This window comes from Bacteroidales bacterium (assembly GCA_017521245.1).
Taxonomy (GTDB): Bacteria; Bacteroidota; Bacteroidia; order Bacteroidales; family G3-4614; genus Caccoplasma_A.
This window is the reverse complement of the sequence record JAFXDI010000016.1, coordinates 25,902-42,150: the sequence shown is the minus strand read 5'-3', so window position 1 is coordinate 42,150 and position 16,249 is coordinate 25,902. Positions and strand designations below refer to the sequence as shown.

Sequence of the window (16,249 nt, the reverse complement as noted above, 5' to 3'; positions counted from 1 at the left end):
TGGGAGAGTAGGTAGCCGCCCCTTATGGAAAGAGAGAAGTTACAAAGACTTCTCTCTTTTTTTGTTTGTAAGATTAATGCTTTTAAGGCCATTTAAAGCCTTAAAGGCCATTAAAGCCCAAAAGGCCTAAAAGGTATTGGCCAAATTGGCCTGATTGGTCAAATTGCTAAAATAGTTAAACTCCTCTCCCCAAAGCAGGGGAATATTGCCCCTTTAATGCCTTTAATGCCCTTTTATAACCTTAAAGGCCTTTAAGGTCTAAAAGGGTATTAGTCTAATAGCAGCAATGGTGTATAAACAAACAATGTAACTACAGTGAGAAAAAAATGAATTTTTCATTTTTAATTTGCAAATATAAAATAATGTAGTATATTTGCATCATCATATTACCCATCAACCACAAAATGGGTAACATTATTTAAATCTAATACATTAATTACTTATCTTTTAAATTAATCAAACAAAACAAACTGTTTATGCCGATTTAGGGGAATTACATTATTGATGATAAATGTTTAAGTGTGGATTATTTTGTAAAAAAATAGTTCGATGACACTTTATCGGAATTTTTTTCTAAAGGAGTTCCAAATCAAAATAGCATTTCCTAAATGGTATAATAGGTTATAACTTCAACTTAAATTGGAGTTAATGACCATTGTTGCGCTCTTTGACATTGTTAATTTAAAGGATGATAATTAAGATCCTATCCTTTTACACATATTTAATATCTGTTCCCATCATTAAACTAATGAGTTCCTACTCTTGGTCCCTATGGAAAATCCTCTGAAAGTGAGTAATGAATTATAATAAACAAATCAACAATTTAATAGGTAATCATCAACAGTTAATAAACTAGAGAATAGTGAAATATTTATGTATAATTTAAACTTAATATATAGTTATGGAAAACAAATCAAATAAAACAGTTAGAAAACAAATGGAGAAAAAGAGTCAAACCTATTTTGGTCTTAAAATTGAAGATAATGGTAAGTTTGATGCTCTCAACGTTGCAGCACGATTATTCCTATGTCCAAGAATAACACCGGAGCATGCTATAAAGATGGTTGATATGCTTGTAAAAGGATCAATTACAGTTGAAGGTTTTAGAGAGAGAACAAATGATTTTATTTATGAACTTGTTTCTCTTAAAAACTCTTCAAAGGGAATTACCTCTATTATGAGGAATAAATTGGAGGCTTGGAAAAAGATACTCAAAGCCCCTACACAAAAAGAGTATAAATATATTGAAACTCTTTTTGGTTTCTCAAAGGAGACACTCTTCGGTAACGAACAACAACAACAAATTGGAGACCCATTAGAAAGCCCCATTAGTATGGCTGCATACGTAAAACAGTATGTAAAAGGTCAGGATGATGCTATTGATAAGTTGGCTGTTCCATTCTTCCTACATCACGATAGTAAATCTAAAAAATATACATCAAGGATAAAGACTCCTGTTTTAGTTATGGGACCAACGGGAAGTGGAAAATCGGAGATGATTCGCCATTTTGCAAAGATATGCGATTGCCCTGTTATTCGTATAAATTCATCTGAAATAACTCCTACAGGATGGAGAGGAGTTGGTATTACAGATATTATAGCACGTGAGTTGAAAAACGGAACTACTATAAATGACCTGAAATATGCCATTATAGTATTCCACGAGTTTGATAAGATTACACACCATAATCAAAATATTATTGGGACATGTGGGACAGATATGGATAATGATATGATGCGTGATATTATGCGTTTTTTTGAAACTGATCACAGCCTGCATCTCGAAGATTCAACCCATCCTACAGGAGATACCTACCGCCTTCCAGTAGATAATTTATTGATAGTATTTGACGGAGCCTTCTCAGGAATGGAGAATATTATTAAAAAAAGATTAAACTTACGTCAGAAGGTTGGATTTAGTCAAAACTCTTCATCTGGGTATGACGAAAGCAATCTTTTACAATATGTAAAAACAGAAGACCTTGAGGAGTGGGGATATATGCCAGAACTTTTGGGACGTATTGGAGAGACTGTAGTGTTAAATCCTTTGTCAACGGATGTTATATATGAGATTATGATATCAGCAAAAGAGAGTGTTCTTCAATCGCATAAGGAGTTCTGGTTGAAAAACAATATTGATTTACAATTTGAAGAAAAGGCTCTTCGTTACATTGCTGCTGAAGCATATAAATCGGGACTGGGATTCCGTAATGTTAAAGCATTGCTTGCAAAGGCCCTTAAAAGTATGTACTTCAATATGGTTCATCCCTCAGAGAGCAGTGTTGTAAAGATTAGCGAGGAGTATATAAAAGAGCATTTAAGAGTGAGATAGTGGCGTATATTTATTAAAGAGATATTGTTATGAAAGATGAAATTATAGAAAACTTAGATAAAGGTTTGTTTGAATTTTCTGACCGTCAAAATGAATGTTCAAGTTATAACTCGAGCAATGAAAAGGATTTATTTGCTACTGAAGATGTAGAAGAAATTCTCGATGATGAAAATGAGGAGATTGGAGAAGGGGAGATTGAAAATAAAGAGGGGGATATTGATAAAGAAGATGATTCTGCATTTAGCAGTGAGGATTTTGATAAATTATTAGATGATTTTATTGCATCTCAATTAGAGAGTTATGCTATGGATGCCCAATTTAATAATGATAAAGAAACACCTGAAAAAGATGATGAAGACTACGATATAGAAGATGAAGATGTTGAAGATGAAGAGGACGATAACCCTCGTGAAAATATTTTTCCACTCGGTTATCAATGGATTATCGAAGATATATCTGCGTCAAAAGAGAGGCGTAAATTTTGGGTTTTTGTAAAAGATATAGAGGAAGATAATTTATATACATTCGAAAAAATATTCCTATACAAGTATTTCTATCGTTTTATGAAACCTATCGAGTATAATCATCCTGATTATGCTGAGTGTGAAGAGTCGTTTTGGCCTCTTTTATTGCAAATGCTTTATGCTGAAACAGATGATGTTAAAATTATTGACACAAAAACAGGAGTTCCTGACATTGAAATAAGTTACAAATCTGACAGAAGAACAATATCGAGTTTAACGTTAGAGGAACTAAAATCTTTGACTTCGGAACTTGCTACTAAAGCGATTACTGATACAGAGGTTAGCATTATTTGCGTTGGAGTTAATAATGACTACACTTTGTTAGATAATAACTATCCTGTTTTAAAAGATGAAATACTAACTCTTTTCAACTGTTATCACCCTGAATTTGATAAGAAAGATTTAGAATTTGTTAATGGATTATATGAACGTATCAAAAGATATGATGTAGATACTCTTCCATATCGATTTAAATGATAATATATAACAGGTATGACTAATTTTGAAGTTAAAAATGGTGTTGTAATAATCCCTGAGGGGACTACTACGATAGATTGGGATAGTTATGCAGATTACACAAACTTAAAATCTGTTACTATTCCTGCGAGTGTTACAAATGTTTTAGCAGGCTCTTTTTTAAATTCTCCCTCTATTGAAAGTATCGTTGTAGAAGAGGGTAATCCTATATATGATTCACGTGAGGGGTGCAATGCAATCATAGAGACAGCAACCAATACCCTTATTGCAGGATGTAAATCAACAGTTATCCCCAATAGTGTTACCAGAATTGCACCATATGCTTTTTGGGCATGTTCTTCACCTGAGAGTATTACTATCCCCGAAAGTGTAGCAGAAATTGGCGTTAAAGCCTTTTGCTCTTGTGTTTCAGTTAAAAACATAAATATATTAGGCAACATAACTAAGATTGAAACTAATACTTTTAAGGATTGCATTTCGCTTGAGAGTATTACACTCCCTGAAGGTGTTACAACAATTAAAGATAAGGCTTTCTCGGGATGTACCTCATTAAAAGTTATTATACTCCCTGAAAGTATTACTAAAATTGGGAAAGCGGCTTTTGACCGTTGCTTATCTCTTGAGAGTGTAAATATACCTAAGAAGATTACAAAGATTAGAGAAGAGACATTCTCAGAATGTACCTCGCTTAAAAACATTGTAATTTCTGAGAGGGTAAAAATAATTGAAAGTAGAGCCTTCAGTAAATGTAGATCACTAAAGAGTGTTACTTTACCTAAAGGCTTGAAAAATATAGGATGGGATGTTTTTCAAAATTGTATTTCACTTGAAAGTATCACTCTCCCAAAAGGTCTGGAAGATATAGGATGGAGTGCTTTTCAAGGTTGCGTTTCACTTGAGAGTATCATTATCCCTGAGAGTGTAAAGACAATTGGTTGGAGTGCTTTTGAAGGGTGTTCCTCGCTCAAAAGTATAACAATCCCCAAAAGTATGATTAAGATTGGAGCCTTTGCCTTTATTGCTTGTATGTCTCTTGAGTGCATAGTAGTAGAAGAGGGTAATCCTATATATGATTCACGTGGGGGGTGCAATGCAATAATAGAAACTGCTACTAACACACTAATTACAGGATGTAAATCTACTATTATCCCCGATAGTGTTACTGTAATTGAGTCAAATGCTTTTGAAGGCTGTACTACACTTGAGCGTATTACTATCCCCGAGAGTGTAACTAAACTTGATGCAAGAACCTTCTATGGTTGTACTTCGCTTAAAGCAATTTATGTTGCAAAAGAGAAAATTGATACGATAAAAAGTATGTTGCCTATTGAGTTGCAAGAGGTTGTTAAGGAGAAGTAGTTTAACCCGTTAAACTATTATAAAAAAAGAGATAGGAGTGTTGAATAAACTCCCATCTCCTCTCTTTCTTCTAATAACTTATATTAAAATCCTTTCAAACGCTTGTATGTTTTAAGAGCCTCGTTGCGGACAGCCTCTTCATAGTTTTTGTTTTCCCATACCGAGAAGAAGTAGTCGGCAATCTCGTTACGTTTGTATGACATATTAAACCAGCCCATTGTCTCAATTAAAGCAATTTGCAAGTCTGGTTCTGTGATAGTCTCAAATGCTGCAATAATTTCATTAACAGCGGGGTGGAGTGGACGGTTACGGAATGAGCGTATAACTTTAAGTTTGTTCTTAGCCGAAACTTCGGGGTTGCTTATCTGCTCAACCTCTCCCTCAAACGATTTATCTGAGAATCTCTTTAACGATTTCAACAGACTCTCTGTCTCTTCCTCAGCATTGTAATAATCTTTGCAAGGATCTTGTTTTTTGAACTCCGCAACCAACTCATTGTATGGGAACATCTCCATTGCCATTTTAAGTTGGAAGTCAACACGTTGACCAATAGAGGGTTTTGAGTATAACGATACAATGGCGGGAATCAATCTCAAATCACCGCACTTACCTGCTTGAATAGAAGAGAAGCGACGAATTAACTCAAAATTATCGTTCAATCCCAACGATAGACACTCAATGTAGTTGTCATCTTTATATGTAGCAAGAGTGTTCAATGCCATAAGGCGAACAGTTTGGTAGGGCGAAGATTTAAATATCTCTAATATCTCTGCCGAAGTGATTGCTTTGCGAAGAGCCAACTCGTTAATGGCAAACGATTGCATAGCAGCATACTCCGATTTAAGTTGTTTTTTCCAGAACTTATCACCTTTCAAAAGAGCCTCGTTTACGTTGAATCCAAGTTTTGCAAAGGGAGCAAAAGTGTATGTAGGATCACCAAAAACGTGTGACTCAAAATATGGGTTATACTTAACAAAGTTACCCACGCGCAAACCCAAACCAAACATACCAATATTACGGTCGCACCACTTATCTTGCAATGAGTTTACACTGTTTGCAATAGTAACAACGCAGTCGCCATCCTCAAAAATATACTCTTCGGCAATATACTCATCGTGGCAGAAAGCACCATTGTAACAAGCATCCAAAATAACCACTCTTGCATTAGGCTTATACTCTCCAAGATCGGTTAAATGAAGGTCCATTTGTACGGCATTAATGGAATCTTTCTCACTAATCTCCTTGCCAAAAAGAGCCTCATGCGAGAACCAATTTTCAGGAACATCGTAACCATCTTTGTAGTAGTTAATAGTCTCGGTTGTATCTTTACCTCTGCTAACAGCAGTGTTTATTTTTGCTCTAAAGAATCTCTTAACAGCCTCAAGGTTTTGCTCTGCATTTTGAGGAATTGGATTATCATCAAGGTATTCAGTATCGGGGTAACCATGGTGATGCAACACTGCCAATGCCAGATCCTTGCGTTGCATCTGGCTCATCAAAGGATATTTGCTATACACATAGTCTGCGTGGTTTTGATATGTAAGACTCCAAGCCTGTCCCATTAGATTGGGGAACATCTCGTAGTATGAGTTCTTTTCATCAATACGAGCCAAGCCACAATCAGAGTTATAACCTTGACCTGCAAAGTAGAACACTTGCGATAGTTTTATGGCAGCCTCTTTTTGAGCAACAACCTTTTTAAGGTATGCTTTAAGACGCTCATATTTAGTTTTGTCGCCTTTGTCGCAAGTCTTCATACGAGCCGAGTAGATATCGGGTTGACACACTTGTGCCGATGTTGCAGTAAGCGAGTAGTAGAATTGATTAGGTTTCTCTTTGCTCTGCTCAATAAAAGAGAACTCCAAATCAAGATCATCGTAGAACCTATCCGAGGGAACAGAGGTAAACTCCATCTTCTTGGGATCTTGTTTTGCTTTAAAAGCCGAAGTCATATGTTGAGCATCTCTAATCATAGGCACAGGAATGTCGCCAATGAAAACCACACCCTCAATGGGAGCATCCTTTTTAGTAGCCAACTCTTTAACTTTCACTCTGATAGAGTCGGGGTTATACCACACATCCTCAACAATGTATGTTTTTAAGCCTTGTTTCTCAACCGATTGAGCGTAAGCATCAACCTCAGCCTTTGCCTCTTTGTAACTTATGGGGTCAATAACAATGGCAAAGCCTCTCTCTGCTGCCGATATTGTTAAGGTGCTTAGAGCAAACACCCCTGCAAGAATAAATTTTAAAATTTTTTTCATAGTATGTTAGTTTGTTATTTGTTCTTCTAATTAGGAATAAGAAATGCTTTTTACTATTCTATCCTCTTATACGGACGAGGCACTTTGCCTTTTTTCGGACGCGGCGTGCCATGTCCCTACATTGATGTCTGCGTCCCTACAAATTGCGTTTCTATAAATTATTAATAGAAGCAATCTTTTTCCCAGTTTAGAATATTATTCTCTATGTATTCCGATATCTTGTTACAATCTTTTACACCTCTTATTAAGTGGTCGTGGTATCTGCTTTGCCACTTAAATTTCAAATTCATGCTATTAGCATATTTTGTTACTGAAGATTTAACCGATCCTATAAATGTTGATAGAAGAGGTTTCCTTCCATTCAATCTATTTAATATTCGTTCTTCCGAAGTAGGGACGTGGCCTGCCACGTCCGTATTGTTGTTTTCAGATACTTCAACTATTGCATGAAAATGGTTTGGCATTACCACATATTGAACAACCTCAATATAAGGGTGATGTTGTGATGCTTCTTCTAATTCTTCTGCTAAATATTTACCTATTTTTGTTAATGTTATTACTCCTTCTGTTATCTCTCCAAAGTAGTGCTTCCAATTATGGGTGCATACGGTAATGAAATATATACCTGTATTATATTCTATCCATTGGGCTCTCGGTGTTTTCCGTTTTGGTAGAGTGTTCCCCATTATTGCAATTTTATCTCATTTTTTTCGGACGTGGCGGGCCACGTCCCTACATTCTTTTGATGCTCTTTTATTTGGACGTGGCAGGCCTACTCCGTCGCATAGAGCACTATGCTCCCCAGACAGCAGTACGAATTGACATTTAGTCAATTCTATTTGCTTCACAAATACTTTGTCTGCATCCCTACAAATTAGTTACTACAACAGTAGTTTTAAATTTCTGTAAATTTAATTATTTATATTGTTATATTCAATATTCTATGCGGTTTTTTTCTTTCATATAGTATAAGTTTTAGAGATATAAATAATGGACAATAGCAAATAGTATAAATTTAACATTAAAGATGGAGATGTAGCATCTACTTTTGTTTTATAATTTTAAATTTTATTCCTTATGTGTAAATTTTATGATAATAGTAATGAGCCCGATAGCAATACTATATATTGGGATAGTGTGAACAATGTGCGTATGCAATATTCTCCTATATGGGGGAGGTATATAGAGAAGAGGATTTCAGTATGGGATGCAGAGAAGCCCGAATATCAGCCCCAAAATCTTCCAAACTTTCAAGAACATCTTAAAAAAATGAATAAGAGTGTTCTGCCTAAGGAGGAGGAATATAGTGCAAATTCTTTATCAATGAGAGTCTTAAACTCCGAAGAACAAACTTCAAAAACTACAAAAAATCATCCCTACTACAACAATCCTGGAGTTATGTATAATAATTATTCTCAGCCAATTGATACCGTAAGTTTGACAAAGAAGTCACCATATTTAGGGAGGAATATAGATTTTAGCAGATCAAAAAATGTTCCTTCTGATATGTGGGAACATTTAGCAAAAGGCGTTAATTATTTCTCTCAAAATAAATATGGCGAGAAGATATTAAATACAGTTTTCCCCAAAGGGTATTATATACAATATTCTCCCTCTGCACCAACTCCAGGTCGTGTACATACTGAAAAAAGAAGAATTACATATTCTACACAAACTCCTCAATTACCGCAACAAACTGAAGAGTTAATACATACTGGGCAAGTTGATTTCTATAATAGGAATGGAAAGAATGTAATCAAGAGTATTCCAGGAATGAATCTTGAGTTAGAGGTGAAAGTCCTGGGGGATATTATTAATCAAGTAAATTATAACTTGGGGATTTTTAATACAGTTGATGAATCAATAGATCTGTTAGGAGGTAAGATTTTTATGAGAGATGATTCATATAATGGTATGTCTGAATTACAAGATGAATACGATGAAATGATAGTGCGAGTTGCTGAGAATGGCTATTTTACCTCTAAAGATTTGGAGATATACAATAAAGTGGGTAAATTTATGTCGCCAGAGAAGAGTCAAAATCCAAGAGCCTTTGATGAATCTATATCACCCTCTTTTCTGTTATATATATTAAATGGTAATTAACGTAGATATTAAACCTATGAAACGGATACTTTTTACAATTGCTCTATCTCTATTGTTTAGTTTTCAGTTGAGTGCTCAAAATAAAGAATCTATATTTAAGAGGGATTTACAATATAATTTATATTATACTGATTCAACAAAACTTGAGTTAAAGAATTTTTATGTTTGGTATCAACCAAAATTATATAAAAAAGTATTCAATAAAAATAAGCACTATGTCTATCCGTATATAAATAGAGGTGAATATACAAAATTTAGAGATAAGGTAGTGGCTCTTGCCATAAAGCATTTTGGAGAGGAGAAGTTTTTCAATAAAGATGGAGAGCCAAATATTTATAAAATAGGTTTTGGTATAAGGTGTTTAACAGGGGAGGTATTCTTAAAACGTATTTGTTTCACAAAGGATGCATATAATTTAGTAACAGATGAAGAGATTATATCATTTGCAAAGGAGTTTAATGATACTTTGAGAATATCAATATCAAATAAAGATGAGTGTAATAAGAAATCAATGGTGAGTATAATTAGTCCCCATTTGTTTAAGTATTAAAGTCTTACAATTATAAATAAATTATAATTAACTAAGTTATGCAACCTATGAAACGGATACTTTTTACAATTGCTCTATCTCTATTGTTTAGTTTTCATTTGAGTGCTCAAAATAAAGAATCTATATTTAAGGGGGATTTACAATATAATTTATATTACACCGATACAACAAAACTTGAGTTAGAGCATTTTTTGGTTCTGTATAAGCCCAGATATTATAAAAGGGTATCCCGTAAAAGTAAGCACTATATCTATCCGTATATAAATAGAGGTGAATATACAAAATTTAGAGATAAGGTAGTGGCTCTTGCCATAAAGCATTTTGGAGAGAAAAAATTTTTCAATAAAGATGGGGTTCCTATTATTGATAAAATAAGTTTTGCTGTAAGGTGCCTAACCGAAGAGGTTTTTTTAAGATATATATGTTTTTCAAAGGATGCATATAATTTAGTAACAGATGAAGAGATTTTATCATTTGCAAAGGAGTTTAATGAAACATTGAGAATATCAATATCAAATAAAGATGAGTGTAATAAGAGATCTATGGTGAGTTTTTGTGCTCCCCATTTGTATAAATATTGAGTTTTTGTAACTCTCCGATAAAAATAAAAACCTAATTAGACTTAAGTCCAATTAGGTTTTTTATTTAGTTTATACTCCTATCTATCTTTAGAATGTATAGTTAGCACCTCCGCCAAATTGGTTGAATGCTGTTTTGTTGAATCGGTCTAAATCTCCAATGTATCTTTGAGTTGAAGCCTCTGCAAAAATTCCTATGTATGATTTGAATTTCTTTCCTGGAATAGGAATTTTAGTCTCCAATTTGCCATAAACATCATAGAAGTCAGCAGTAGTATATTCAAACATTGGGAATGTATATTTGTCTCTCAATCTTTCAGCTTGCGACATATAGAATGAGTTAGATAAGTTCATCTTATAGTCTCCTCCAACAGATAGAGAGAATATTGATTTCTTAATTTGGAAAGTTTTCTTAACAAAGGCTCCTGCCTTTATATTTGTATATTTTTGATAATAGCCGCTTGGGTTGTTCTTCATATCAGAGTTTATGAAGTAAGCATTAACACCAGCACTCCATGAGGGTTGTCCTGTGCGAGAAAGAACATCAAGACGGTAAGCAAAGTCTCCAGTCATTCTCTTCTCTAAATGTTTTTCATCATCTTGATCCATAACCACCCATTGAGAAGAACCTGTTTTTGGATCCACAACATTTTTTTGATAGAACCAAGTACCTTTAATGTCCTCCATTGCCGCTCCTAACTCAAAGTTGTGAACAAATTTCCCCTTTGTGAAAGTGAAGCGTTCTTCAGCAAATATTTTAGTGTTGTTATATTCTCCGCCAAGGAATTGATATGTAGTACCTCCATCGGTTGCTTTTTCTCTATTCTTTTCAAAACCGATGTTTAAAAGGTTTCCATAATCGGGGCGTTGCCAATAAACTTGTAGGTCGGCAAAGTAAGCCAAGCCTTTAGCCTCGCGTTGGTACGAAGTACCACCTTGATCCATACATGTTCCCATACCGCTCATAACGAAGAATGATGACATATTTCCAGTTTCAACGGTGCTATATTTGGCATTTTCGTTAAATAGGCGGATACCTCCTGTTGCACCTATCTTAACATACTCTGCTACCTTAAAATCGATACCAGGGTTAATTGTGAAGAGCATACCTTTTGTCTCCAAACGGGGGTCTTGCTCATCAGAAGTTGTACCAACTACATAATCAGCATTAACACCAAAACGAATTAACTCTATTGGCTCCCATGAGAAGCGTCCGTCAAGAGTAAACTCTTCGGTAGAGTAGTCGCTGAAAAGTGAGTCGGCAAGCATAAATGGGTTTTGTTCTGATTGATAGAGAGTAGCATTCCACGCACGATTATTATCTTTGCCATTGTTATACGACATTCCACCTTCAAACGATACGTCACGAAGTTTTCTGACTCCGTAAACCGAAACGTTTAAGTCGCGAGTCTTTCCCGATTTGTCGAGTTGATGGAAAGCACCTTTTCCTGCTTTTGTAATAGTACCCGTTTCTGCACCATAACTAACCTCCAAAGTTGCAAAAGCATCTACGGGAAGGTCTTTTATAAAGGTTGGGTTAATATTGCCATACGCTACATTGTTCAAGTACATACAATCTTTGTACTGCATTATTGCAGCGGTTGTGTCGACTTCTGTTGCGTTAGCAACAAAAGGGGTTGCCATTAACGATAATACGAATGCTATCTTTCTAAAATTCAACATATATCAGTTTGCTTTAATTGTGCGAGTATAATTACTCTCTTATATTTCCCTATTGGGAAAAGAGTGCCGACACCTTTGGTCGGCAACTCTTTTGTAGTTTATTTTTTATTAAATATTAGATTCCAGGAGTTGGTTTAGCCTCAGCCTCGAAGTCCTCAGATGAGTTGTTAGTATCTTTGTAAACAACACGTCCGTCAACAGTCTCAGCAACTTTACGAGTGAATCCCTTTCCGTTGTACATAGCAGATGTGTAAATCATACCAGCGTCAACTTGAGCAGGAAGAGCAGTAGTTCTTTGAGTCTCAGTTATGCAAACAACGTTAATAGCGTCTTGAATATCTTTGTATCTGATCATCAAGTATGGATTAACATCACTACCCTCTGGTTTAGTTACCCAGTTAGCCTCGTTGTTAACATCGCAGTAAGTTTCAATGTCTTCAACTTTAGCCAAAACAAGACCTGCACCGAATGCTGGAAGAACAGCAAAGTTTACAGATTGAGAACCTGGTTTAGCAACAATAGTTAGGTTTGGAACATCTGGGTTAGCAACATATGCTGGTTTGTACTGTGTGATATCAATCTCATAGTCAGCCTTGCTAAGGTCGATAGTGTTTGGATTTACCTCAACTTCTTCTGTATCAGGATTGTCACTCATGATAGTATGATTTTGTGCTTGGAAAGCAACAACTACGCTTTCACCTGGAGCCAAAGGATAAGTTGTACCATTACCAACCCAACCAGCAATGTATGAAGAAACAGCAACAGCTTTCATCTCTTCAGTAGTAGTACCCCATAAATTGGTTTTTGTATTAGCCGCAATCTCAGTACGAGCGATTAAGCAGTTGTCAAGATATTGGGTAAATGCAGAGTTGTTGTAAATCTCAACGAATTGGTCATACATATAATTTTTATTAGCAGGAGTTTTACACATAGCAGTGTAGAACTCTTTGATAACCAATGGAGAAGATGTTGACTCTTCCGCAGCAATAGTTGTTGAGGCAACAATGTTATAAACGCTAACATTCATTTTTTGACCGCTTAAGTTCATATCGGCAGTCTTTAACAATGCATTTACATTGTAGTCACCTGGCTCAACAATTACAGTATAAATACCATCAGCCAATTTAATGCCCTTGTATTCAACGCCTGTAAGTTGATTTCTTGCAATAATAGATTCGCTTGTTACATCTTCCCAAGTGTAAGCCTCAGGAATAGTTACATTTACAGTAAGTGTGTACACTTTAGCTCCGTCTCCGTCATCGTCACCGGTACACGCACCTAAGAATAGCACTGCTACCAAAGGTAAAATTGTTAAAAGAAATTTTTTCATAATTGTTTATTATTTAATGTGGTTTGTGAATGTTAAATTTTAATTTTCAACTCTGCTCCAAAGTAGATAGGAGAGTACATTTCGCGATAACCTCCTTGTTTATCTTTATGGAACATATTTGAGAATTTCAAAATATTGTTTGCTACAAACGAAAGTTCAACAAACTTTTTGAACTCTTTAGTCATTTTGAAGTTAAGCATACAAGTTATAGGGAATGTTTGCTTATCGTAGTAGTACATATTGGTAGTGTAGTTTACCAAATCAAGATACTCACGATTGTAAGGCATAGTTTCTTTAATCCAAGGAGTATATTTGCCCTCGCCATCATAGAAACCTTCTGGGTGAACCATATATACCTCTTTCCCATTGAAATCTTGAATGTATTCAAACATAGAGTTTCCGTTTTCATCCTCATAAATAGTTTGAGCACTCTCATACCAAACTACTTGAGCAGTTGTTGTGAACACCAATTTAAGAACAGGAATGTGTGTTACAAAACGGAAGTTTGTATTAACACGTTGTGTTATTGAACCACTACCCGAAGGCATAACAGCCAAGTATGTATTGAATCCTTGAATTTTGTTGCCATTCAAAGCAGTAGCCATATTTGGGTTCTCAACAGCATCCGAGTTCCATGCAGGACCAATATTTCTACGTTTGATATAGTACCAAGCACCATCAACAATAATGTCTGTCTTAATTGCTTTAATCTCTCCAAAGTTGAATGAGTACTCAATACCTTGTTTAAATGTCTCGTTCTCATTCGATGGCATTTGGTATGTTACAACACGTTTTTGCAACAAGTAATCCATAGCCTCTTTAGTTCCACCGGGAGTGCTGGTATAGTAAAGTGTCCCATTCTCATAAATAGGAGTAAAACCAGCAGGAAGGTTTCTTGTATCATATTTCTTATATTCCAACCAATGAGGAACACTACTAAATCCATACTCGTTTTTATACTTCTCATTAAAGTATGTGATAGTACCTTTAACCTTGTTGATACGACCTGAAATACCTACCTCAAATTTGCGTGATGTTGCAGGTTTAAGATTTGGGTTTGCACTATTATTGATAACGTCAGTTGTCATAATAGCCAAAGTGCGGTCAGGGTCTCCTGATACATATCCGTTATAACTTGTATAGTCGTAGTAAACAGGGTTTGGGTATAAGTGTAGCAAGGTCGGCATCTTAGATGCTAATCCAAAACCTCCCACAACAGATAAGTCATCAAATACTTTGTTGTTCTCATGTGACAAGAATTGATATGATACGTTAACACGAGGATCAAAAGTTGTCATATTGCCACGTTTGGCAAGTTCATCTATAAACAGTGTATTTATACGAACACCTGCTTGAATATTCAATGTTTGTCCTGCAAAGGTTAACTCTGTTGCATTCTCCAAGAAGTACGACATCTGGTGCATTGCAGGTATTGATTTGAATGAGCGTGGGCGGGCACCTTGACCATCACTTGGTTTGGGAGGCGACATAATATCAAATTGCATACCCTCACCGTAGTTAGCACTCAAGTTATAGTCGGCTCCTACCTTAATATTATTAGAGCCACGTTTGAAAGTAAACATCTTGTTCGCTTTCAATTGAGCGTACGCTGTAAGAGGTTTACCTTTAATGGTATATTGTGCCATATACTCAGCAGGAAGGAAGTGTGTTTTAAATTCGCCCGGATCAGTAGAGTATGCAAAAGGCATTGCAGAGCCAGATTGAATTTGACGATACAAATCCTCTTGAACGCTGTATGATACCGAAGCAGCGTAGTTGAAGTTACTGATCCATGATTTATTTAGTCGCCACATACCATCGGCAGCAAAGCGGAAACCTTGATTTTTGTTCTCCAACAACTCATCGGCACGCATACTTTCATCAGCCTTTTGAGCACTTAAGTTTCTGTAATATGATAGTTTAAGGTTCAAACTCAAAGGAGAAGTCTCTTTCATAAATGTATTAGAGTATGCTCCGTTTGCAGTGATACGGTCGTAACCTTTGTAGGTCATACGGCGGTCGGCGAATGATTTAGTATAGTCAGCAGAGAGGTTGATAGCACCACGATTCTTTTTCATAGTGAAACCTTTACCAAAGTATGCAAGTTTTGAGTTGGGGTCAATTTTAACTTTAGCCTCGTAAGGAGTAGTACCAACTTTTGTTTTGATAACCACAGCACCCGAAGTCAAGTTACCATACTCAGCCGATGGAATACCACGAATAACCTCAATTGACTCAATATTATCAGGCGAGATTGAACGCAAATCCACACCTCTACCACTGGTAGTTTGGTTGTTCATAGTATTTTGAGCCAATGACGAACTATTACCTGAACGGGCAGTTGAGAAAACCTGCATATTGGCATCGTTACTCATAGGGGCTCCATCTACAAACACAGCGGTACCAAGTGAGTTACTTGCATCGCCACCAGCGTCAATCTCACGAATTGAAGCCTGGCCTGCGTTAGTTAAGTCGGGGTTTTTAGTTACCTGACCGGGAAGCAGTTGTAGCATATCCTCAACGCTCTTTGCTTGAAGGTGTTGAATGGCAGCCTGTCCGATAGTAGAAGCCGACCCCATTTTATGCTCTTCGGCAGTTACCACAATCTCCTCAAGTCCCAATCCCATAGGACGCATTATGATTTTGAAATCAGAAATGTTCTTTGTTACATTAACCTCTCCAACAACGGTCTCAAAACCAAGATATGAGATCTCGTATTTGTATTTACCCTGTTTAAGAGCGGTAATTTTGAACTCTCCTTTTTCGTTTGTCATTGCCCAAGAAGATGTTGATAGTTTAACCAACACCATCTCCAATGGCTCTTCTCCCTCCGATGAAATTACTTTTCCCGATAGCACAAATCCACCCTTTTGTGTTTGGGCAAATGTAGTTGTTGCTACCATTAACAGAGCAAAAATTGAGAGGCTCTTTACAAACGAAACAATTAAATTTCTACAATTTCGAAGCATATATTTTCTCAATAATGTGATTATTCAAACCTTATAAATTACTTTGACACCGGGTTGCCTATATCTATATTGTATAG

General features: G+C 35.9%; 11 protein-coding genes. 6 read left to right on the top strand and 5 right to left on the bottom strand.

Annotation, left to right across the window (positions count from 1 at the left end):
• Window positions 1–901: 901 nt before the first annotated feature.
• The 3 genes from IKK64_03560 to IKK64_03550 are packed head-to-tail and all read left to right on the top strand — an operon-like array spanning window position 902 to window position 4,692.
• On the top strand, window positions 902–2,332 hold the full coding sequence (locus IKK64_03560; protein ID MBR4119136.1) for an AAA family ATPase: 1,431 nt from the start codon (window positions 902–904) through the stop codon (window positions 2,330–2,332).
• Between the two features lie 29 nt (window positions 2,333–2,361).
• A complete protein-coding gene (locus tag IKK64_03555) occupies window positions 2,362–3,333 on the top strand; it encodes a hypothetical protein (protein MBR4119135.1) in 972 nt (323 codons plus the stop codon).
• A 15-nt stretch (window positions 3,334–3,348) separates the two neighbouring features.
• Window positions 3,349–4,692, top strand: coding sequence for a leucine-rich repeat domain-containing protein (locus IKK64_03550; GenBank protein ID MBR4119134.1), 1,344 nt, complete (start codon window positions 3,349–3,351; stop codon window positions 4,690–4,692).
• Window positions 4,693–4,775: 83 nt separating this feature from the next.
• Here the strand turns inward: IKK64_03550 and IKK64_03545 are convergent, their stop codons facing one another.
• On the bottom strand, window positions 4,776–6,956 hold the full coding sequence (locus IKK64_03545; protein MBR4119133.1) for a hypothetical protein: 2,181 nt from the start codon (window positions 6,954–6,956) through the stop codon (window positions 4,776–4,778).
• Between the two features lie 161 nt (window positions 6,957–7,117).
• Entirely contained in the window at window positions 7,118–7,642 is a 525-nt protein-coding gene (locus tag IKK64_03540; protein MBR4119132.1) for a transposase, read from the bottom strand.
• Between the two features lie 391 nt (window positions 7,643–8,033).
• Between IKK64_03540 and IKK64_03535 the strand changes: the two genes are divergently transcribed.
• The 3 genes from IKK64_03535 to IKK64_03525 are packed head-to-tail and all read left to right on the top strand — an operon-like array spanning window position 8,034 to window position 10,193.
• Entirely contained in the window at window positions 8,034–9,062 is a 1,029-nt protein-coding gene (locus IKK64_03535) for a hypothetical protein (GenBank protein ID MBR4119131.1), read from the top strand.
• 16 nt (window positions 9,063–9,078) lie between these two features.
• Complete coding sequence (locus IKK64_03530) at window positions 9,079–9,612, top strand: hypothetical protein (protein ID MBR4119130.1); 534 nt, start codon at window positions 9,079–9,081, stop codon at window positions 9,610–9,612.
• Between the two features lie 47 nt (window positions 9,613–9,659).
• A complete protein-coding gene (locus IKK64_03525; GenBank protein MBR4119129.1) occupies window positions 9,660–10,193 on the top strand; it encodes a hypothetical protein in 534 nt (177 codons plus the stop codon).
• 87 nt (window positions 10,194–10,280) lie between these two features.
• Here IKK64_03525 and IKK64_03520 read toward each other — a convergent pair whose 3' ends face one another.
• The 3 genes from IKK64_03520 to IKK64_03510 all read right to left on the bottom strand — a co-directional run bounded on the left by IKK64_03520 (window position 10,281) and on the right by IKK64_03510 (window position 16,172).
• Entirely contained in the window at window positions 10,281–11,873 is a 1,593-nt protein-coding gene (locus IKK64_03520; GenBank protein MBR4119128.1) for a hypothetical protein, read from the bottom strand.
• A gap of 115 nt (window positions 11,874–11,988) precedes the next feature.
• The gene (locus IKK64_03515) at window positions 11,989–13,203 is read right to left on the bottom strand and encodes a DUF4876 domain-containing protein (GenBank protein ID MBR4119127.1); all 1,215 of its coding nucleotides are present in this window, start codon (window positions 13,201–13,203) and stop codon (window positions 11,989–11,991) included.
• 32 nt (window positions 13,204–13,235) lie between these two features.
• Window positions 13,236–16,172, bottom strand: coding sequence for a TonB-dependent receptor (locus IKK64_03510; protein ID MBR4119126.1), 2,937 nt, complete (start codon window positions 16,170–16,172; stop codon window positions 13,236–13,238).
• Window positions 16,173–16,249 lie beyond the last annotated feature (77 nt).

What these genes read in the sequence shown, in the direction of transcription:
- IKK64_03535 (MBR4119131.1), top strand. Translation starts at nt 8,034, where the DNA reads ATGTGTAAATTTTATGATAATAGTAATGAGCCCGATAGCAATACTATA.
- IKK64_03560 (MBR4119136.1), top strand. Translation starts at nt 902, where the DNA reads ATGGAAAACAAATCAAATAAAACAGTTAGAAAACAAATGGAGAAAAAG.
- IKK64_03550 (MBR4119134.1), top strand. Translation starts at nt 3,349, where the DNA reads ATGACTAATTTTGAAGTTAAAAATGGTGTTGTAATAATCCCTGAGGGG.
- IKK64_03555 (MBR4119135.1), top strand. Translation starts at nt 2,362, where the DNA reads ATGAAAGATGAAATTATAGAAAACTTAGATAAAGGTTTGTTTGAATTT.
- IKK64_03545 (MBR4119133.1), bottom strand. Translation starts at nt 6,956, where the DNA reads ATGAAAAAAATTTTAAAATTTATTCTTGCAGGGGTGTTTGCTCTAAGC.
- IKK64_03530 (MBR4119130.1), top strand. Translation starts at nt 9,079, where the DNA reads ATGAAACGGATACTTTTTACAATTGCTCTATCTCTATTGTTTAGTTTT.
- IKK64_03525 (MBR4119129.1), top strand. Translation starts at nt 9,660, where the DNA reads ATGAAACGGATACTTTTTACAATTGCTCTATCTCTATTGTTTAGTTTT.
- IKK64_03540 (MBR4119132.1), bottom strand. Translation starts at nt 7,642, where the DNA reads ATGGGGAACACTCTACCAAAACGGAAAACACCGAGAGCCCAATGGATA.
- IKK64_03520 (MBR4119128.1), bottom strand. Translation starts at nt 11,873, where the DNA reads ATGTTGAATTTTAGAAAGATAGCATTCGTATTATCGTTAATGGCAACC.
- IKK64_03515 (MBR4119127.1), bottom strand. Translation starts at nt 13,203, where the DNA reads ATGAAAAAATTTCTTTTAACAATTTTACCTTTGGTAGCAGTGCTATTC.
- IKK64_03510 (MBR4119126.1), bottom strand. Translation starts at nt 16,172, where the DNA reads ATGCTTCGAAATTGTAGAAATTTAATTGTTTCGTTTGTAAAGAGCCTC.